This window comes from Paenibacillus sp. FSL W7-1088 (assembly GCF_037969855.1).
GTDB lineage: Bacteria > Bacillota > Bacilli > Paenibacillales > Paenibacillaceae > Paenibacillus.
Genome location: NZ_CP150216.1, coordinates 3,376,576 through 3,397,730, shown reverse-complemented (window position 1 = coordinate 3,397,730; position 21,155 = coordinate 3,376,576). Strand labels below are relative to the sequence as shown.

Below are 21,155 nucleotides of genomic sequence, written 5' to 3'. Positions count from 1 at the left end.
ACACACCTTCCTTGGCTTACCCCCGTTTATTTGTTTTTCCAGCCTAACAATTGCAGCCCGGTTCTTACTTGTTCTGTTACTTGTGTAATCCGAGTACTGGCAATCAAGCTCAAGACAATCAACACCAGATGAAAACCCATCGTTACGATTAATCCAGATTGCAATGACATCCCCCCAGCTTGACACACCACCAGGATGGAACCGCCGATCCCGATGACTACGCCCGGTGTAAACGAATCTGCAAATTGCAGATTTGCCGAAGTTTTGCCAACGCCGCCCTCTCCTGTTTGGGAAAACGCCACAACACCGCTAATCGGATGTGCTAATCCAATGCCTATTCCAGCTATGATCTGGCCCATAATCGCTACGGTAACGGTCACCACAGGAACCCAAAATACGATGGTAATTCCAAAGGCAAGCAGCAGTACACCCAGAATAATTCGTGTATGACGTCCTCGGCCCTGATCTGCTGAGTCCCAACGCCCTTGCAAATAAGCAATGACACACCAGCTCAGTGCAGCACTTGCTACAATTAAACCGGCCTGAGAAGGTGTAATGCCTTTCACCTCAATTAAAGCCAATACCAAGAAATTTTGTGTACTGGTATAAGCAGCGAAGAACAGTCCACGCGTAGCGAGTATAGCGGGCATACCTCTTCGCAAAGCAAGCGTTCCTTCCGGCAGCAGTTTGCGCAGTGGGTATACCATCAGTACTCCCCCGATAAGGACGATAACAAATCCAATAATTGACGGAAGCTTGCCAAGTCCCACTAATAAAGTCCCCGTACCTATCGTTAATAGCAGCGCCATCCATGTAGCGGCAGATCCTTGCTCCCCTTTTGCTGGCTGTGATTTTAATTTCGTAAACGCAGGTAAGCTAAGGAGTGCTGAAATCAACAGGATCGGCAGGATCCCCCAGAACACAAAACGCCATGACCACAAATCTGCAATAAGCCCTGCAACATATGGACCAAGCATGGACGGAAGAACGTAGGCCGTACCGAATGCTCCCAGTATCTTGGCACGTAATTCATCAGGATAACTTAAGGAAATGGCCGTGTACACGCAAGTCATCATAGCTCCGGCACCCAAACCCTGCATGGCACGTGACGCGATCATGGTATACATATCTCCTGCCATTGCGGCTGCGACCAGCCCGACAATAAACAAAAGAAGTGCGAGCGTAAATGGTACTGCGGGTCCCCTCCTATCAATAATCCTTCCAACAACCAAGGTGCCGATAATCTGTGCAAGCAGATATGTACTGAATATCCAGCCAAACAGGTTAAGACCGTTCAGGTCTCCAGCAATGGAAGGAGCAATCGTCGTTACTGACAAACCTTCAAATCCAACAGCCATCACTGACAATATAATTCCTATCGATAATGCAAAATAACGCGGACTGAAAATACTTTGAGAATGGGACGACATGATATGTGACCTCCAAGAGATTTTTATGTATACACCGTATCCGGATACTTAGTAAACATTTTACTTTACAAAGTTTAAACTACAGTTCGTTTTTGACTTTGTCAATGTTTTTGTTTAAAATGTATGGAATAATGAAGATTCAGTTGTTTAAAAAGGAGGTTCACCATGAGCCGGGATCAAACGAAAAAAGATGCCTCAACCAGTACCCGAAAAGCAATCATTAACCTGCTTAAGCATCAGGGTGGAATGGATGTGGTGGCACTCTCCTCCCAATTTGCGTTATCTGGAATGGCTATTAGGCAGCACTTAAATGCACTGAAAGAAGAAGGATTGGTTACTTTCGAAGAAGAGGCTCGTCCCATGGGTCGACCAACCAAGCTATGGAGATTAACCCCAGCTGCTGATCGTTTTTTCCCTAGTGGATATTCGGAGTTATCCGTCAGTCTGATCAATTCCATGAAAGAAGCTTTCGGAAATGAAGGACTGGACAAGCTGCTGAGTGTGCGGAACAAGAACATGCAAGAGCAATATCTACAGTACATTGGTGATGCATCCGGCGTGAAGGAAAGGCTGGAGAAACTGGCTGAAATTCGAACAAATGAAGGTTATATGGCCGAGGTTAAGGATCAAGGCGATGGTAGCCTCTTATTTATAGAAAAGCATTGTCCAATCTGTGAAGCTGCGGCGGTATGTACCGGGTTATGTAAGAATGAATTGCATTTATTCAAAACCGTTCTGGGAGATCAAGTGCATATTGAACGTGGAGAGTATATTTTGGCAGGTGGAAGAAACTGTATATATACCGTTAGAGAACATCATTCGTAACCAAACAAACTTGCACAACTATAAAAAAAACAGCCAGCAGACGTCTTTCTAATGTATGTTTCTGTTCCTTTTAAAATCCATTAAGATTATCAATATATAAAAACGAAAAAAGAACCTTGGGCTTGGCTCAAGGTTCTTTACGTTCAGTTGTATAGTGAAAAGCAAGTTTAGAAGATAGTTGGCACCATTCCCCCATCCATACGAATTGGAGAACCTTTGAATGCCGATGCATACGGACTGCATACAAATGTGGCCAATCTGCCTATCTCATTAGGCTTGATAAATCGTTGAATTTCGGATTGAGGCAGGTTTTTGCGCATAAAATCCTTCTCTTTTTCTAAAAAAGTCATCGATTCATCAGGGTAGATGCTCTCAATGATTTGTTGCACATTTTCAGAGAGGGTTGGTCCTGGCAGGATTGTATTGACGGTAACTTCTGTTCCTGCCGTTAATTTGGATAAACTTTTGGACAACGATAATAACATCGATTTGGTCATGCAATACTGAGGCATTTGTCCTGAAGGCATGATGGCTTCTTCACTCGCAATAAAGATCATGCGGCCATAATCATTTTGCAACATTTTTGGCATATAAAATTTGGACAATGCATTTGCAGCGAGCACATTCGTACGGAAGTATTTCTCCCATACCTCATCGCTGATATCTTCATATTGCATCATTTCATAAATTCCCATATTGTTCACTAGGATATCAATTTGGGGGTATTTCTCAAATAAGGCTTCTCTTTGACCTATATCCACCAGATCAGCTGTAGCTTTTTGAGGCGAGGTAGCGGGAAAATCGGATCTCAGTTCATGAACCGTACGCTCAACCTCTGCATCATCCCTTCCATTGATGAGTACATTAACCCCTTCTTTGGCAAGTTCAATGGCAATGGCTTTCCCGATCCCCTTCGTCGATCCTGTAACCAAAGCTGTTTTACCGTATAAACCCATATCCATATCACACTACTCCTTTTATGATCTTGTAGCGGCAAGCTGATTCGTTATCATGTTATAAACAGTCTTGTGCTCCGGATAGGATTTATATTACCTTGTCTACATAGCCGAGTAACTAGCGTGTTACGCCAAAGTTCTTGCATAACACGCCAAATGATATAAAGCAATCAGTTAATGAAGCGTTGATGATTTTGGCGGTCCTTCGGATAGCGAATTCGTTCCTAAATATTCCGTACGCCAATTCGTTGGCGTATCCCCTTCCCATGAACGAAAGGCACGGTAGAACGAGTTCTGGTCTTCATATCCAATTAAGAAAGCTACTTCTTTAATGTCCAGTGTAGGGTCGGCCAAGTAAGCTCTTGCCTGCTCATGTCTGGCTTGCGACAACAGATGCTTGAAACTTGTATTCTCTTCTGTAAGGCGGCGCTGCAAGGTGCGATCGCTCATACCCAATTCCTTGGCAACGACCTGAATGTCGGGGCGACCTCCTGTAAGACTGCGTTTCAAAATCCATTTGACCATGTCTGTAATAGAACGACTGCCCTGCTGTTCGTCCAGCGATCGGTCCAGGGCGGGAGTAAGGATTTCCAGCAACTCTTCGTTGTATGAAAGAAACGGACGGTCCAAATCTGTACGATGTAAGGTGAGCCGGTTACAGGTTGCACCAATCCGAATCGGGCAGCCAAAATAAGTCTCAAGGGTGTGAACATCGCCCATGGTGTGCGAAAATTCAACAAGCCGCGCAGTCAAAGGTTGACCTGTTCCCCGGCGCCCCAGTTCGAGGAGAAATGCCAGTGTGACTCCAACCAGCAATGACGGACCAGAGTGTTCGTTAGTTAACCATTCCAGTTCAATTGAACAATCATCGCCCTCCTCAGTAATACGCAAGCTTTCAGGAGGGCAGAGCTGTTTGTAGCGAGCCATTCGTTGTAGTGCATCACGATAGTCACGTGCGTGGTAGGTCGCTAAGACGCTCGGTGGGTATTTCCCTGTTTCAAAGATGGTTGCTAGCTTGATGATTCCTTCGGCAGTGTCACCAACGAGATCGGAATATGCCTGCCAGATCGCAAAATATTGAGCGGTCGTGACAGCTGGTTCATTTATAATCGTGAGCGGTAGTTGTGCCTTGCGAGCTACATCATGGGCGGCAATCCCTAATTGATGCAAGCCTGTCCAAAACCCTGCCGGGAATTTAATCCGCTCAGAGGTGTGAGACTTCATAGATACTCCCCTTCTTGAAATCTTTGTTGCTTAATGATTCATCCACTGTACAGGGACTCTGATTCTTTTGCAATGTCACTAATATTTCCTGATCTCCAGAATAAAACAAGAAACCAATGCGGAAACTTCCGCACTGGTTTCGAGGGAATTCGATATAGCGTTATTTCGATTGTTCAAGAAGTCCAACAATAAGTGTAACTGCCTCAGCCCGGGTAGCTGTCTGCAAAGGAGCAAATCGATTGCCACCTACACCGCCCACCAGACCTGCTTCCACGGCAGAAGCTACATAGGATACTGCCCATGCCGGGACATCCTTGGCATCTTTGAAATCCAGTTTCGCATTGGAATTCGTTTGAATTCCGCCAGCGCGTGCAATCATAGTTACCATCTCCGCACGGCTCAGCGTCTTGCTAGGGCCGAACGAGCCATTTTCATACCCATTGACAATGCCAGCGGATGCAGCTGCTGTAATATACGGCTTCGCCCATGAAGGAATCTTGTTATCATCCGTATAGTGAATACTCTCGCTTACGGTATTCAACTTCAAGGCACGGCCCAGCATCGTTATGAACTCGGCACGTGTGACTTTCTGATTCGGACGGAAGGTCTGATCGCCATAACCATTCACGAATCCAGTCGCCAGAGCTTTATCAATTGCAGATTTTGCCCAGTGTCCGTCTGTATCTTTCAACGCTGGCGCAGTGCCTGTGCTTCCGTTATTACCTGATCCAGTACCCGGCTGATTGCCGGAATCAGTTCCGCTGCCGGTACCGCCGTTCGAACCGTTACCGGTTGTTGTATCGCTACCGGTTCCTGAGGAGGAGCCATTACCACTGCCAGACCCATTGCCTGAACCTGAACCCGATCCGGGATTCGATGTTCCCGGATTGGAAGTTCCTGGTCCCGGATTCGAAGGTTCTGTCTTCTTCACGATACCGAACTGATCAACAATGAACGGGTCTGTTCCCTTCAGATTTTGGTCAATTTCATATGTTACAGCTGTCAGTTTGCTGCCGTCAATCGTAATACCCACAAAATTCTGGACCTGACTGCGCATTGGACGACGGCTGTCATTCGGATCAGGACCATATTTGGCTGCATGATTCTCATCTGCAAGTTCAAAAAGACCGTAATAAGCATCACCGAGACTTGTGCTCGGATTTTTGTAATACACTTTTGGACCAGCTGTTGCCGGAATCAGATAGATGGTGCCATCCGGATTCACAGCGTACTCGATTTTCTGTCCGTTTTGCATCTCCGTGATCATTTCTGGCTGACGCGCTTTCCCCTGCTGATCAATCGGTTTTGTGCGGGCATAGATGTGATCATGTCCCTGGAGTACAAAATCGATGCCAAGCTCCGCCATGATCGGTGCTATCTTGGTACGTACACCGTTTGCTCCCATGATGTCGGAATCCGTTGCGTGATTTGACGTCGTGTACGGCCCCTTATGAATGTTAACGATTATCCACTGAGATCCATTCTTCTTGGCAGCCTGAACATCTTTCTTCAGCCACTCGACTTGCTCTAATGAGAAGTTGTCATACTCATCCGAATCCTCATTGGAGTTCAACACAACAAAATGCGCATTGCTGTAATCATACGAATAGTAAGCTCCCGTCTCCGTTGCGGAATTCACCGGTGTCTGGATATTGAAATGATCGATAAACGCATAATTTTTGTCCTCATGATTCCCTGCGGACGGCACGATGGTTGTGTTTAAGAGGCTTTCCTGCGAGTGCCCTAGCAGCCAGTTCCACTGTTCCTCTTTCACACCAGTATCCACGATATCCCCGTTATGAACGACAAATTGTGCATCCGGTACGGTAGCCAATGCTTTGGCCAATGTCTCCGAGGACAGAATTGCCTCATCCTCTTCCTTCGCTTGTGTATCCGCCAGATCAATGAAAGTGAATTTGCCTTTTTCCGGTGCTGTACGGAAGGTACCTGTCTCGCTCCATACTTGTTGGGAAGCATCCCCTACACGGAAATAATAGGTCGTATTGGCTTTCAGATCTGTCACTTCTGCTTTGTGCATCAGTTCTGTAGGCGCATTCGCAGGCTGTGCAGAGCGCCCTTGAACCGATTTGGCTTGTGTGAAATCAGGTGTTGCAGATGTTTTCTCCACAACCTGAAGGTCGCTATTCGTTACTTGATCGGAAGTGTACCATGTGAAGCCTTTGCTCGTGGTAGGATCTCCATGCAACGTTACCGTTACCTTGTTTACCTGTTCTGGAACAGGAACGGTATCCGATTCCTTGATGATCCCGAAAGTATCCACGATAAATGGTTCAGCATTATTTTTATTTTTGTCAATCTCATACGTTATGGCGGACAGCTTGTCTCCATTAATAGTCAAGGAGACAAAGTTCTGTACATAACCTCTAGCCAAACTTGTAGTGTCACCATATTGCCGTGCGTGGTTTTCTTCCGCACGCTCGAACAAGCTGAAGTACGCTTCACCAAGTTCAGTTTTCTGGTTTTTGAAGTATACTTTGGCTCCTGCTGTAGCCGGAATCATATAAATGGTTCCATCTGGCTTAACTGCGTAATCGATACTCTGTCCATTAAAGGTCTCCGTTATTTTGGACACATCTTCAGCGGTACCATCGCTCTTGATTGGCTTCGTCCGTGCATAGATATGGTCATGTCCCTGAAGGACCAGATCAATCCCCAGTTCGTTCATGAGCGGGGCAATTTTTTTCCGTTCACCGTTCGCACCAATAATGTCGCTATCCGTGGCGTGATTCGATGTCGTGTACGGACCTTTATGGATATTCACGATAATCCACTTGGCTCCTGCGGCTTTTGCTTCCGCTACATCCTGCTTCATCCATGCGACTTGCTCATTCGAGAAGTTGGCGTACTCCGTTGAATTCTCATTGGAGTTCAATACGATAAAATGGGCTTTGCTGTAATTATACGAGTAATATGCGCCTGTTTCCGTTGCAGCACCGTCTGGCTGCTTCACATTAAAATGATCGTAGAACGCATAATTTTGATTCTCATGATTGCCAGCAGATGGTGCAATGGTCGTGTTCATGAGACTGGCTTGCGAATGACCAAGCAGCCAATTCCATTCTTGTTCTGAAGTACCATTCTCTACAACGTCTCCGTTATGGACAACGAATTCAGCATTAGGAACCGTTGCGAGTGCTTTGGACAGAGTTGATCCAGACAGGATCGCCTCATCCTCTTCCTTCGCTTGTGTATCCGTCAGGTCGATAAAGGTAAACGCTCCGTCAACCGGAGCCGTTTTGAACGTTCCAACTTCACTCCATAGGCCCAGTTCCTGATCACCAACACGGAAAGAATAGGATGTATCTGGAAAAAGCCCCGTTGCTTCCGCCTTATGCACCATTTCTCCAGGGGAGTTGGAAGCTACGGTTGCACGTCCACTGAAGCTTTGGGCCTGACTGAAGTCGGCAACGCCTACTTGGTTCGGCACCACTTGAACAGTGCTCTGTGCAGATGCAAGAGGCGTATACCAAGTGAAGCCTTTGCTACTTGTTGCATCCCCATAGAAAGTAACCGTTACTTTGCTGATATCCAGCGATGGTGCATTAGCCAAAGCTTTAAGTTCCATGTCAAAATACAGGTCCGAGCTGCTGTCGCTCTGTTGATGTACTTCGACTGCAATTTCGTTTGAGCCATCACGCAAATTGGCTTTCATCGGCGCAGTGAGGTCAACATCCTCATACATTACCGGCAAATCCTTACCAGAAGTTGCTTTGGTAGAGTAATCAATCTCGCCGTCAGGCATGCCAAAGCGACGAACTTCCACCCCATTCACATAAATCACTGCACCATCGTCAATACCAAATGTGCCGAGAATTTGTCCGTAACCGTCAATTTGTTCCTTGTTAACGTTTAGGTTGGTCCGGAAATAGGTAGTGCGGGGTTTTAATTTTTTGTCCAGACCATAGCTGACTACCGTTTGGAGAGATCCAAAATAGGAAGTGCTTATGCCACTCCCGTTGTCTTTGTAACCAAATGGAGCCGGTCCCGAATTCCAAGATGAATCATCGTATGAAGCACGCCATTCCGCTTGTAGATCCTGACCCTGATCGAAATAATGCCAATTGGCATTCCGCTGTAACAGTATCTCAGGCTCAGACATTGATGCGGCCTGGGCTGAATGGACTCCCCCAAATCCCGCAAGCCATCCGAATACCAAAGCAATGGATAACAGGATGGATAACACTTTTTTGTAAAGGTGACTGATCATAATTCTCTCCTTTGTATGTATGATTGGTTGGCTTATGTAACTCCAAACAGGCCAAGCATAACAAGTAGAGATCAGCATCCGGTAAGCGTGACGTAAAACTTATGTAAACTCTTACATTTATTTAACTTATAATATATGTAATATGTTTTTAGTTAACATAATAATTAATATGGTTTCTCACTCCTGTTTGCACCAAAAATATAGAGACTATTTTTAAAGGTTTGAAGAATAACTGGGTTCAACTATACTTATTTCCAGCGTAGTTAAGCTCCGCCTTTCGAATTCAATGCAAAAAAAGCCGCCAATATGGCGACTTTATTGTGTTCATATTCTTCCCCGACGAATCCAAACCCTAAACCTGAAACGTACATTATTTTAATAATTTAGTTACAAGTTTTACCGGACCATTTATGCCCGAAGGTAGTGATGACTTTCCGTATAGATTCTCCAGTGTATTAGCCACATGAATGTCGATAACATTATTACCTGGCACCATGTAAGGCGTGACGTTCCAATGATAGGGTGGCCATAACCGGATGCCAATCTGTTCCCCATTCACGTATAGGCAAGCCGTCTCTTTAATGTCTTCTGCTTCCAGCCAAATTTCATTTCCCGGATTCAAGCTGACATCAGACAAATCCAGTTGCTGCGAGTACACTCCTGCTCCCGAATAGAAAGGATAACCTTCAACGTTCCAAACCCCAGTCATTTGTTCTGGCTCAACGGTTAATGTAGTCTGATTTTGTATAGAAAATGAACCAACCAGATAAGCAGGAAAGGAAATGGCTGGCATCGGTTCCAGCAATGTGACCGTGAGAACTTCAAGCACATTCTCGCCTTGCACCAGTTGTTTGGTAATATCCACACCAGCGTAATGAGTATCTTGCCACAGTGAAGGCCGGAGTGCTTCCATCCGTACTCCATTAACATAGATTTCAACATTACGTCTGCGTTGCAGGAAACCAATATGGGATGGGATTTTTTGCTCAATATCGTCAAGGATTAGCTCAATCGTGAAGATCCGCTCATTTCCAGGTTCGTTTAAATGGACTGCATCTTGCTGTGATTTCATAAACTCGATCCACTCTTCTGTTACGACAAATGTTGTCCGGTACGTGTTGACTTGGCCTGGCATTGTTGCATTCATTCTGGAATGACGATCATTCAATGTGACGTGCCACCGGTCCAACACAAGCACATTGGGATCGACGGTCTGAAACTGCCAAGGATCACCTAACACCAACACATCGGTGGTATGTTGCACTTTATGATTTATAGGCTCTTGCGGTTTGGGATGCGTCGAATCTTCAGTGTGAAGCGGATCAGGTACATAATTAGGTCTAACGGATAGAACACGAAGCTCTCCCGGTACAAATGTTAGAACAGCATCATGACTCACCGGGTTTATACTCCCGTTTTCCAAGTTCCATTCTTCCATCTGTTCTTCAATGTGTTCTTTCACAGGGTTTTGATGGAGTTGAATGGTCACGGGCTGCTCCGACCAGTTCATCAGCCATGTGTGCACATGATCTTCAAATTTGCGTTCAACGCTAATCAGATCCTCAGCTTGCCCCTCGATCTGTTTCCAGGCAATAGTTGGTGATGATGTCGTTAACTCTCTTAACTGAACACAAAAGGTCATAAGTGTGTCGTTATGAGCGGTGTTTTTCATGGAATAGAATAGGCTGTACCCTTTGCCCACCGCTTGTAATTTCCCTGGCTGAGGATCGGAGCCATATAGTTCGTTCATATACTTCCGTAATTCGGGATCTTGGCGCTGTCGCTCACTATCACAAGGAATTGCCCCAACCGCAATAAGCGTTCCACCGTGGTTTACAAAGGTCACAAGCTGTTTTGCAATAACTATAGACATGACCGTAATTTCCGGCAAAATTAAAATTGAATATTCGTTTAGTACTCCGTTAAACTGATATCCTCCAGCATGAGTAATCTTTGCCTCTCTGAGCTGACACTCATCCACATAATCGTAATCAATGGAGCTGCGCAGCATGCGATCTGACAATAACGAGAACACTTGATCCGCAGCTGGATGCTTTTTCGATTCACCGGATAAGAACATCTGCTCATATACCGTTTGGATCGGTGATAACAGAAGGACTTCAGGTGTACGCTTCGTGAAAGAACCCAGTACACTCAACCGACCAAGATAATCGGCAAAAGTCCGATAATGCGGCCAATGCGGTGCATGCTTGAATTCGGTAGGTGGAAAGTCTGTTTTCCGATACCCTGCAAACGAATAGTAAAATGCATGCGGGATAAACAAATTAACACCCAGAAATGCCATGAAATTGGCATCAAGCCGCCTTTGTCGCATGGCATAGGCATGACCGCTCGCACCAAATGACTCGCAAATAACTCTTTTTTTTCCATCCAACTGTGCGACAGACGCGGCCGTCTTTACGGATACGATACGATGTGGATTCTCCTTTGTACCGATTCCATGTGTCAGGTAGTCCACACCCGCATAATGGAACTGCTGCAATACACGGGTTTGATTACCCTGCGACCGAGCCTGCCCCCAGACGGGTTCTTCCAGCGTATGGCCGATGTACAGCAAGCTGTGTGATTCACACCACGAACGAATAGCTTCATGATAACCTTCCACATACCAACGGGTAATCGTATCATAATAGTCCTTCCTCACAGACCTGCTGCCATCGACCATCCCATATAACAACGCGCCTAATCTTGGAATCAGATCATATCCGTTCTCCTGTTGATAGCGCTCTACCATCCCATGTGTCCAAGCGAATACGATTCCGGGCAGAGTTGCATTCACATCCTGAACCGACGTCCGGATGGCTTCGACTCCAAAAAAACCGTCGTGGATCATGAGTCCAGGTTCATCCGTGAATACACCTTGAATGGTCACTCCGAAATGAGGCTGAAATTGCTGAAACGGCTCGTATGCCGACTGAATGAAAGCCTGCACGGCTTCCGGGTTCAACGTGTCCAGATAATACCCTTTTGCAAACGTGATCCCTTCAGCAATTTCACAGGACCAACAGGCAAGTATAATATAATCTTCGTTGGTATCAGGCTTCCATTTCTGTCCGCATAACTCTGTAATATCCTCAGGTTGATCATATATCAGCCATTCCCCTTCTTGCTGGATGGCACGATAAGCGAGAATTGCGATGAGTTCATTGTTAGCGTAGGTGGCAAAATCGAGAGATAACATTTCCTGCTGTGCATCGTGTACATATCTTCGTTCCTCAACCCTCAAGTATCTCATCCGATATTCGGGATACTGTCTCGTCAGCTTACCTCCCAGTGTTCCACTCGGCCAATTGTCCTCATCATACAGCCAGACCACCATATCACGCTTCTGGCACTCTTTTGTGCAGAAATCCAGCGTATCCATGAACTCCTCTGACAGGTACGAGGCCTGCATCCCGTGACGCGCATGCAATACAACACCGCCAACACCGGCTTCAACCATGGATTGAATTTGGTTTTCCAGCTCTGGTTTGGTAAAACTGTGGTTCAGAAACCAAAAGGGCTGTGGCCGATACGTCGCCTCAGGATTCTTGAACTGCTGTTGTAATGCATGAATATCCGTGATTTTCAACTCCAATTCATCATCTGGTCTCATCATGATTTTGATACAGATGTCTTTCTCAGCAAAGGAATGAAAAACCCACCGACAACCGACCTATTTTGAAAATTTAACTGCTTTCCGGTGATGGTGTCATACCAGTCTGTTACAGGTACACGGCTCGAAGTTTCATTCATAAAGTCCCACAGAGGTGAGATCATCTGTTCGAATTGAGACTGCGTTTCGCTCATGGAGGCACACCATACGAGCCAATCAGACTTGGTGTATGTCTCACGGCTATCCAGCGGTATACCATATCGATTCTGTTTTAGCTGATAATGCGCCAACTCTATAGCAGCCACTTCTTTGGGGAAAAGGTTGAAGTCCAACAGACGATCCCACACCAGATTGTATTTCATGCTCCATGATTCATCCGAGCTGTCAAAAGTCAGCTTGTAGTGATCACCTGCTGTCGCCATGGATGACCACTCCTCTGCCATTTTTGCAGCCGCTTCACGATAAACGGCACCATCCGGCACACCAAGTTCATCACACATATACGCATAGGCGGCAATGCCTAATATCGCTTTTATCGATAAGTTCGCATTGTGCGCCAGATGTCCGGCGAAGTCGTCCGTGCACAGTTGATTGTCAGGGTCCAGTCCATGTTGCAGCAAATATGAAGCCCAAGTTGTTAGAAGTCCCCAGTGCTCACGTGCAAATTCCGCGTTCTTCTCATACTTGCATACGGTTGCTGCCATCAGGAGCATATTGCCACATTCCTCGATAGGCATCTGGTATTCAAGTTTGTTCTCTCCGTAAACCTGGCCGTTAGCTTGAGGGTATGTCCCCACGTCATGTGGAGCAAAATCAAACGTCCACTCCGAGCTTTCGGCATACTTATAGATTGGACGCATCATACCTTTGACCAATTCGGTGTTATACCTCAGGAACAACGGAATCGACGGGTAGCTCACATCCACCGTCGCGATACAGCCGTTACTAAAATTCTCTTTGGAGAAAAATAATACTTCTCCTGCTTCATCAGCAACCAATTTATGTGCAGCAATCGCTTGCCGATAGGTTAATGCCAGAATGTCTCTATATTGGTTCCCACCTGCAGCCTGACTCTCCGTTAAGAGTTCCCGATTAAAGCGGGCGCACCGTTGTACTACCTCCTCATATTGATCCGCTGCGTTTACCAGCATCTGCTCAAATGTCACACCATCTTTCTTCCAATACGCATTCAGCGGTTGGTGAAAATATTCAATCGCATGAATATCATCATAAGCGAGCATCAGGTAGCGGGATGCTGACTCTTCATGGATAAGCCCCAGATCCATTTCGGTTGCCATAACAGGCATTTCATCAGAGATGGATTTTGGCTGGGTAGAATCATCTCCTGTCTTAAACAAACCCGACCGGGCATACTCTTCACGCCTGGATACCGAATGAATGACCGATTGAGATTGATGGGATCGCTGAATCACCAGGTACATATAACCCCAGTCTATTCTCGTATCATCGCCGGCACGTTTTAATATAGGTTGTTCCACCGTTCCTATAGACATGGCATGTAACTGTTCATGGATTACATGAGACGCCCAGGTGACTTGCTGATCAGGAGTATGTACACACCATTCACCTGTCACATCAAAATAGATTTTCACTTGATGGCCTTGACCGTCTATCGCTCGAACATGGAACGTAACATACGTCACAGGTCTGGATAACAGCTCAAGATCATCAAGCAATAGCGGTGTGGTAAAATGAACCTCAAGTTCTATGCCTTCTCCTTCAAAAGTGTAACGGGTAGTTACTGGCTCAACAATTAGATTCGTCTGAATGAGCACGTCAGGCTCCTCAATGGCTGAATTTTCGTGAACGCCTACTTTCCCCATAAACCTTCTGATTTTGCCGTCAATGACAATCATGCCAACCATACCTTGAGTTTTGTTCGTCCAGTGCCTGGTGTGATCATCATAGAGATGGTCCGCAGCAGACCATACGCTAAAATAAGGGTCTACCGTGATCAAAGGTACGGATGGTGGTCTAAACGTTGTCATTTGTTTCATCTCCTTCAATTCATTTTTTCAATGTAAACTGTGCTTCTTGATCCAACAGGGAAAGGCTTCGCTCGCCTTGTTGACCAAGGCGCTGCAAAGCCTATTTGATTTCCGTAATAATCGGTAATTTAACCCTTCAGCATCAGTTCGGCATTTGAACAGTTACGATATCTTTCCCTTTCAGATTCTCATTGGTGAACTGCATCGCTTGGTCGTATCCGGTCTTCCGAAGCTGTTCCCTGAGGTCGTTGATAATGCTAAGAGCCGCTTCATCCGATTTTGCAAAAATGGCTTCCTTCCAGGCATCTCCCATCCGGTCCATGGAAGGCTTCAACATTTCCCATTCCGGTGATTTGGTAATCACATCGCCCGGGTTATAGGCTGTAATTACATGAATGCCGTTTGGACGCAGGATTTTCCGGGCATTTTCCATGGCATCGAGTCTTTCCTGGTCTGCCCAGATGTCGCCACCTGCTGCCGAATTAATCCGGTCAAGCCCCGTAATCGATTCCAGTCCGATGGTGATACCTTCGTTCTTGCGAACTTTGCCGGTCTGATCTGCTGTAAACTTATCAAACCATTCTTTATTCGGTACAGGTTTGCCATCCTTCATATCCCAATGAACCCCTTGAACTCCGTACCGGGCCAGCATGAAGCCTTCGTCAGAAGCCATGTAATCGAGAAACTTGAGAGCTGCATCTACACACGCACCCTTGCAGCTGCTAGTGATAGCCGTTACGTTGTTTCCTTGAATGCCAAGATCAACAGGCCGGCTCGGGTCAACATCTGCCCGCTCCAATGGTCCAAGTGGGATGTAATCGCTTCCAGGATGTGAAGTAACATACTCTTTGGAAGCATCCAAAATGGCCGGATAATGTGCAGCAAGGATAGCAATGCGTCCTTGATTAATTTTTTCCTTGGCGATAGGATCTGTTTGAGTAAAGGCTTCGGGGTCCATCAGCCCTTGCTCAACCAGTTTACGATAGAACAACGTGTAGTCTTCATATCCTTTAGTGAAAAAGTTATGCTCTACCGTTCCGTCACCTTTGTCTACATAACCTGCTCCCGAATAGAACATCGTGTTTCCGATGCCTACAGACCATCCGTTACTAAATCCGCCCAGTGGAAACACGGGCTGGCCGCTCTCCTTCAGGTTGGCATCTTTGATTTTTTGGAGGAAGTTATAGAAGTCTTCCTTCGTCACGACTGATTGAGGGTCCACGCCGACTTTCTTGGCGATATCTTTACGAACATAGAAGCCATACAGCCAATCCATGCCATCTTCGTTCGTCGCGGGCTGATTTTGTAAAAGTAAATATTTCTTGCCGTCATACGCATCTATCGCTTTTTCGTATAATGCTGGCGGCACATTTTCTTTCGCAATGGATTTCGCCAGGTTCGGGTAATCCCCCAATTTATCGGATATATCTACCAGCTGTCCCTCTTTGGCAGCCTTGATGATCCCGTCCAGCTCACCGCCCCATGCAGGTCCGGTGTAAATGTCCGGCAAATCCTGTGTGGCGAAAATCTGGTTTACTTTCTCCGTCTCGCTGCCTTTCGTATACTCCCACTCCAAGGTAACGCCAGTTTTCTCTTTGATGACTTCCTCGACTGGGGTCATTCCATTATCCGATCCACCTGAGCCATTCCAATTGTGCAAGATTTTCAGTGTCTTTCCGTTCTCCCCTTCTACACCTTCCCCATTCCCTGATGAATCCGTGCAACCGCTCAGCAAACCTCCAACCATGATGGACACGAGCAAGATGGATACGCTTTTCGACCAAATCCTGTTCAAACCAATCGCCTCCTTGAATAAATGATCTCGGTAAAGCTCTAGCAAATTCAGGTCAGGATGATCTACCCTTTAACCGAACCAATCATAACCCCCTTCACGAAATATCGTTGTAGAAACGGATATATACATAAGATCGGGAAAACCGTAATGACAAGCAAGGCCATTCGAAGTGATTCAGGTGTTGCTCCTGCTCCGCCGACTCCACCAACCGTCTGCCCACCCTGCTGTGCTGCACGCTGCATCGAATTGGATAACGCCTCTGCTTCTGTCAGCATTTCTTGCAGTAGGGTCTGCACCGGTATCAAATCTTTGTTCGAGACGTAGTAGGCGCCCGAGAACCAGTCATTCCAGTGGGCTACCCCAATGAACAGCGAGATCGTTGCAAGTACCGGCCCGGAAAGAGGCAGAATGATGCGTACGAAGATTTGAAAATCACCATACCCGTCAATACGCGCCGATTCCTCCAGCTCCTCCGGTATGCCTTGTAGGAATGTCCGAATAATGATGATATGCATGAAGTTGAACAACAAGGGCAAAACGTATACCCAGAAACTATTAATCAGATGCAGTTTTTGCAGCGTAATGAAGAATGGAATAAATCCTGCACTGAAAATCGTAGGCAAAAAGATGTAAAAGGTAAAAAAGGAGCGACCTGGCAATGTTTTTTTGGAAAGTGCATAGGCCATGAGTGTACACAATACAACGTGGAGAAAAGTACCCAGCACGGTGCGCATAATCGTAATTTGATAGGCTTTCCAGATCCGTGCGTTATCGAATACCTGAGCATAGTTATCCAACGTGAATTGGCGGGGAAGAAAATAAATCGCGCCTTGCATCGAATCCTTACCGTCATTCAGTGAATAAGCCAAGATATATATAAACGGGTAAATCATCGAAAACCCAACCAAAGCGAGAAAGATATAGTTAAGTACCGAGAATAAGGACCATTTTCGTTCCATAAGGTCACCTCCTTAGAACAGGGATACATCACTGACTTTGCGGGCGATGCGATTAACGGTTACAACCAGAATGAGTGCGATAACACTTTGGAATAGTCCGACAGCTGCAGCGTAACTGAGACGCCCCTCTCGTATCCCGGAGTTAATGGCATGCACGTCCAGTACACTGCCAAGACTTGCGGTTGCCGGTCCATTCAGGAGAAGCAGTTGTTCATAACCTGCGCTCATCAGACTGCCCACAGCGAGTATGAATAATATGATTGCTACATTGCGGATACCTGGAAGCGATACATGCCACATCTGCCTGAAGCGTCCTGCACCATCCATTTTGGCAGCTTCGTAAAGCTGTTGATCAATACCCGCAATCGCGGCCATAAAGATGATGGAATTCCAACCGATATTCTTCCAGATGTCTGAACCAACGATCATCTGATAGAACCATGTTGGATTGTTCAGGAACTGGATCGACTCCGCTCCAAATGAACCCAATAAGTCATTGACTGGCCCCCCGTACGGCGTTAGGAGCCGTTGCATCAGCGTAACCACGACGATCCAGGATACGAAATAAGGCAAGTAAGAAAGGGTCTGAACCGTCTTTTTGAATTTGATCATTCGGACTTCATTTAAGAGGAGTGCAAGAATGATTGGCATCGGAAAGCCAATTAGCAGTTTCATGAGACTGATGATGATCGTGTTACGGATGATGTCACCGGATTGGTAGTAATTGAAGAACTGTTGAAAGTACTTAAGGCCTGCCCATGGACTTCCGGTGAATCCGCCCACGAAATTGTAATCCCTAAAAGCAACCTGAATTCCATATAGCGGTACATAGGAGAACAGGAAAAACCAGACGATTCCGGGCAGCATAAACAAATAAAAGAGTTTATGCTGCCAGATTCGCTTCATCAATCGATTGTTGCTCACTCGTGTCTTGATCACATTCCAACCTCTCCTTTCTCATGATGGACGGTCAACCATCCCAGCTATAGCTGTCCTAGCTTCAATCGTAACGTGATAATCTCAAATGGCATGAAGGATAGAACCATCTCGGATGCTCCTGCAAATGAAACGGGTGAAAGGATATTTTCCATAAGATCAGTCGTCCAGGCTTCTGTTATATGGAATCCAAGATGTAATGCCGTGGTGGCATGTGTTCCCGAAGTTTCATATAGACGGACGATGATGTCGTCTCCATCCTCGGCTTGTTTGACGGATTCCACCATGATGTGCGGATGGTCCGGCTGAAGAAATGCTTTGGAATACGGAAGCGTACCGTTCTGCTTCGCAGATACAGATGATAAGGAAACGGTACGAAGCGGAATGTTCAGTTCATTACCTCTTCGATAGATCTCGGCCTGAACATGGTTGCCTTGATGCGGATATAACGAGTAGGTGAACGTATGCTCCGCACGATCCGCTTCCGGATCAGGATACGAGCTGCTGCGCAGCAGATTCAGACCAAGCACATTATCGATGGCTCTATGACCATATTTACAATCATTGAGGAGGGCGACTCCATAATCAGGTTCCGATAAATCAATCCACTGATGAGCACATATCTCATCCTTGGCGAAGTCCCACATAGTATTCCGATGAGTGGGTCTGGTCAAACTGCCAAATTGGATCTCACAGTGAACCTGATCTGTACGGATATTCACCGGGAATGAAGTACGAAGCATTTTCCCGTTCTCTCTCCAATCCACGGTCGTCTCGAAATCAATACGTCTGCTGCCTTCTGTCAGAACCACGGTCTGGATCAGAGTGGATTCTCCATAGTTATATTCGAAGACCAGCCCGACTTTTGGACCCTCACGAAGCTCGCGAATGTCATGAAGTGTTAATGGCATACCTTTATGTGCGGAATAGTCATGACTGAAATCCCAAGCATCTCCTTCGTCGTGATACACACGAAGTGCATTTCCCGGAAGATCTTGCGGAATGACTTCCCGAGCTTCAGACTTGTCCCGGATGGAGATAATGGCTCCATTCGGATCAAACTTCACGATGAATGTGTCGTTCTCCACACAGCGTTCTTCAGCGGAAACGCAAACTTCCGACTCTTGTATTCCCGGAACTAACTGGGCGCATGATGCAATCTCATCTATAGGATCCTGGTCCACATGATCTGAGACCAGGGTGTATCCCATGGATGGAACCTGAACCTTACGCCAGCTTCCATTCGTGTGAATCCATTCCTGACGGTCCCAAGGCAATGAATTGAATATCACCACGGAGGAGCTGGATGAGGAATCGACATTTAATGAGATCTGGGCTGCCATATGGCTGTAGGTTTCGTTGATCATATTTTCTGTCTGGTCTAAAAGATATTCATAACGTAAGAGTGACTCATCGTACACACGCTTGATGGAAGACCCGGGAAGGATATCATGGAACTGATACAGGAGGACTTCCTTCCATATCGTTTCCAGTGTCTCAGACGGATAAGACTTGCCAAGCTGTGAAGCCACAAGTACTGAGGCGAACTCCAATTCGCGCAGTGCTTTCTCCATTTTCCGGTTATACCGCTTGCTTCGCGCCTGACTGGTCAGGGTTCCTTGATGCTTCTCCAGGTAAAGCTCACCGCGCCATGTCTGGAACCGTTCACGTTCTTCATTAAGCCGTTCGAAAAATTTCCACGAAGGCTCCTGTATAACAGGGGACAAACCAAGCAGGTTTTTCTCCCGTGTCAGCCGCTCCAAATGCTCTTCGCCAGGCCCTCCGCCTCCGTCTCCTATACCAAAGAGCATAAGTGCATGGTTAGATACATTCTTATCCAGATACCCCTGTTCAGCTTTGATGATCGAACGCGGAGCTGCCGGACTGTTGTACGTATCCTCTGGCGGCATATGCGTTAATACAGCTGAACCATCAATTCCCTCCCACAGAAAGGAATGATGGGGATGCCGGTTGTACTCACTCCAGGAGAGCTTCTGAGTCATCATGTAATCCACACCGGATTTCTTTAATAACTGGGGCAAACTTGCCGAGTAGCCGAATACATCAGGCATCCAGAGCGATTTCATTTCCTGCCCAAATTCCTGCTGAAAATAACGCTTGCCATACAAAATCTGGCGTACGAGTGATTCACCACCAGGCACATTGGTATCCGATTCTACCCACATGGCGCCTTGCGGTTCCCATCTGCCTTCACGTACACGTTCCTTGATCTGCTCATACAGCTTGGGATAATGCTGCTTGATCCAATCGTACAGCTGCGGCTGGCTTGCTCCGAACACATAATCGGGATAACGCTCCATCATGCGAAGCACAGTTGAGAACGTTCTAGCTCCTTTACGGATCGTTTCACGGATCGGCCATAACCAGGCCAAATCTATATGAGCATGACCCACAGCGCTAACGGTTAAGACGGGATCGCCTCCCTCTAGGGATAGCTGTTCATTCAGTCGTTTCTTCGCTTGCTCGACATGCTCTTTGGAGAAATCGGTCAACTGTACAGAAATGTCATAGAGCGTCTGATAAATTCTCTCCTTCCGAGCGGAACCGTCATGGAGCTGCTCTGCCGTTTCCAAGAGCACCTCGGTATCGTAATAAAGCTCCCGAATATCTTCCCTGCAGAAGGCTATGAGTGCTTCTTTTAACGTGCCTCCCCGATACTTGCCGAACAGATCGTTATTGCCTGCATCTGCCCACACTTCAACTTCCTGTCCATTTACAGATGTCTCATGGAGCTGCACGACTCGTTTGCCAGGCAGACCTAATGAAAAATCAAATTCGGAGTTAATCGTCGTCAATCCTTGGATAGGTGAACCTTCATGGTCAACCAGACACAGCTCACCGTTGACATCCAGCAAGAGGACCGTGGTTTGGTTACCTGTGACTGCTGGAAGATTACCTGCAAAACGGAACCAGGCACAGTCCCATAACTCTCCCCATTGTTCTCCTTGCTTGAGTGTCACTTTCGTGCCGGTCATCCGTTCCTCGTAAGGTACGGGCTCTGGTGTAACCCAAGCCGTCACTTCCAATTCGGCAATCGGCTCATATATGGCTTCCCGAAGTTTATTTAACATCTGTTTTAACCGTTCCGGCCTTATCGGTTCGTAGGGCATGCTAGTATACTCCTCTCTGTTCTATCAATCAGGCTGTATTGTGAAT

11 protein-coding genes are annotated in these 21,155 nt (G+C 46.5%); 1 reads left to right on the top strand and 10 read right to left on the bottom strand.

The annotated features are described in order from the left end of the window. Positions 1–26: 26 nt before the first annotated feature. On the bottom strand, positions 27–1,430 hold the full coding sequence (locus tag MKY42_RS15425) for an MFS transporter (RefSeq protein WP_179264901.1): 1,404 nt from the start codon (positions 1,428–1,430) through the stop codon (positions 27–29). 165 nt (positions 1,431–1,595) lie between these two features. On the opposite strand from MKY42_RS15425, the gene MKY42_RS15420 reads away from it, so the two are divergent. Further along, on the top strand, positions 1,596–2,255 hold the full coding sequence (locus MKY42_RS15420; protein WP_179264902.1) for a metalloregulator ArsR/SmtB family transcription factor: 660 nt from the start codon (positions 1,596–1,598) through the stop codon (positions 2,253–2,255). Positions 2,256–2,422: 167 nt separating this feature from the next. On the opposite strand, the gene MKY42_RS15415 is transcribed toward MKY42_RS15420, so the two are convergent. The 9 genes from MKY42_RS15415 to MKY42_RS15375 form a co-directional block, all read right to left on the bottom strand. After that, positions 2,423–3,217, bottom strand: a complete 795-nt coding sequence (locus MKY42_RS15415; protein WP_339852286.1) for an SDR family NAD(P)-dependent oxidoreductase — start codon at positions 3,215–3,217, stop codon at positions 2,423–2,425. Positions 3,218–3,385: 168 nt separating this feature from the next. Beyond that, positions 3,386–4,435, bottom strand: a complete 1,050-nt coding sequence (locus MKY42_RS15410; RefSeq protein WP_339852284.1) for an AraC family transcriptional regulator ligand-binding domain-containing protein — start codon at positions 4,433–4,435, stop codon at positions 3,386–3,388. Positions 4,436–4,595: 160 nt separating this feature from the next. Continuing rightward, a complete protein-coding gene (locus MKY42_RS15405; RefSeq protein WP_339852281.1) occupies positions 4,596–8,663 on the bottom strand; it encodes an S-layer homology domain-containing protein in 4,068 nt (1,355 codons plus the stop codon). A 370-nt stretch (positions 8,664–9,033) separates the two neighbouring features. Then, positions 9,034–12,282, bottom strand: coding sequence for a glycosyl hydrolase (locus MKY42_RS15400; protein WP_339852278.1), 3,249 nt, complete (start codon positions 12,280–12,282; stop codon positions 9,034–9,036). Further along, positions 12,279–14,288: a DUF4965 domain-containing protein gene (locus MKY42_RS15395; protein ID WP_339852276.1), complete on the bottom strand. Its 2,010-nt coding sequence runs from the start codon at positions 14,286–14,288 to the stop codon at positions 12,279–12,281. Before MKY42_RS15395 ends, MKY42_RS15400 begins: the two co-directional genes overlap by 4 nt. 142 nt (positions 14,289–14,430) lie before the next feature. Next, the gene (locus tag MKY42_RS15390) at positions 14,431–16,083 is read right to left on the bottom strand and encodes an extracellular solute-binding protein (RefSeq protein ID WP_339852274.1); all 1,653 of its coding nucleotides are present in this window, start codon (positions 16,081–16,083) and stop codon (positions 14,431–14,433) included. Between the two features lie 62 nt (positions 16,084–16,145). Next, a complete protein-coding gene (locus MKY42_RS15385; protein WP_063565068.1) occupies positions 16,146–17,042 on the bottom strand; it encodes a carbohydrate ABC transporter permease in 897 nt (298 codons plus the stop codon). A 12-nt stretch (positions 17,043–17,054) separates the two neighbouring features. Next, positions 17,055–17,981 carry an ABC transporter permease subunit gene (locus MKY42_RS15380; protein WP_082935088.1) on the bottom strand — a complete coding sequence of 309 codons (927 nt, stop codon included), beginning with the start codon at positions 17,979–17,981 and terminating at the stop codon, positions 17,055–17,057. Between the two features lie 44 nt (positions 17,982–18,025). Then, positions 18,026–21,109 carry a glycoside hydrolase family 38 C-terminal domain-containing protein gene (locus MKY42_RS15375; RefSeq protein WP_339852267.1) on the bottom strand — a complete coding sequence of 1,028 codons (3,084 nt, stop codon included), beginning with the start codon at positions 21,107–21,109 and terminating at the stop codon, positions 18,026–18,028. Positions 21,110–21,155 lie beyond the last annotated feature (46 nt).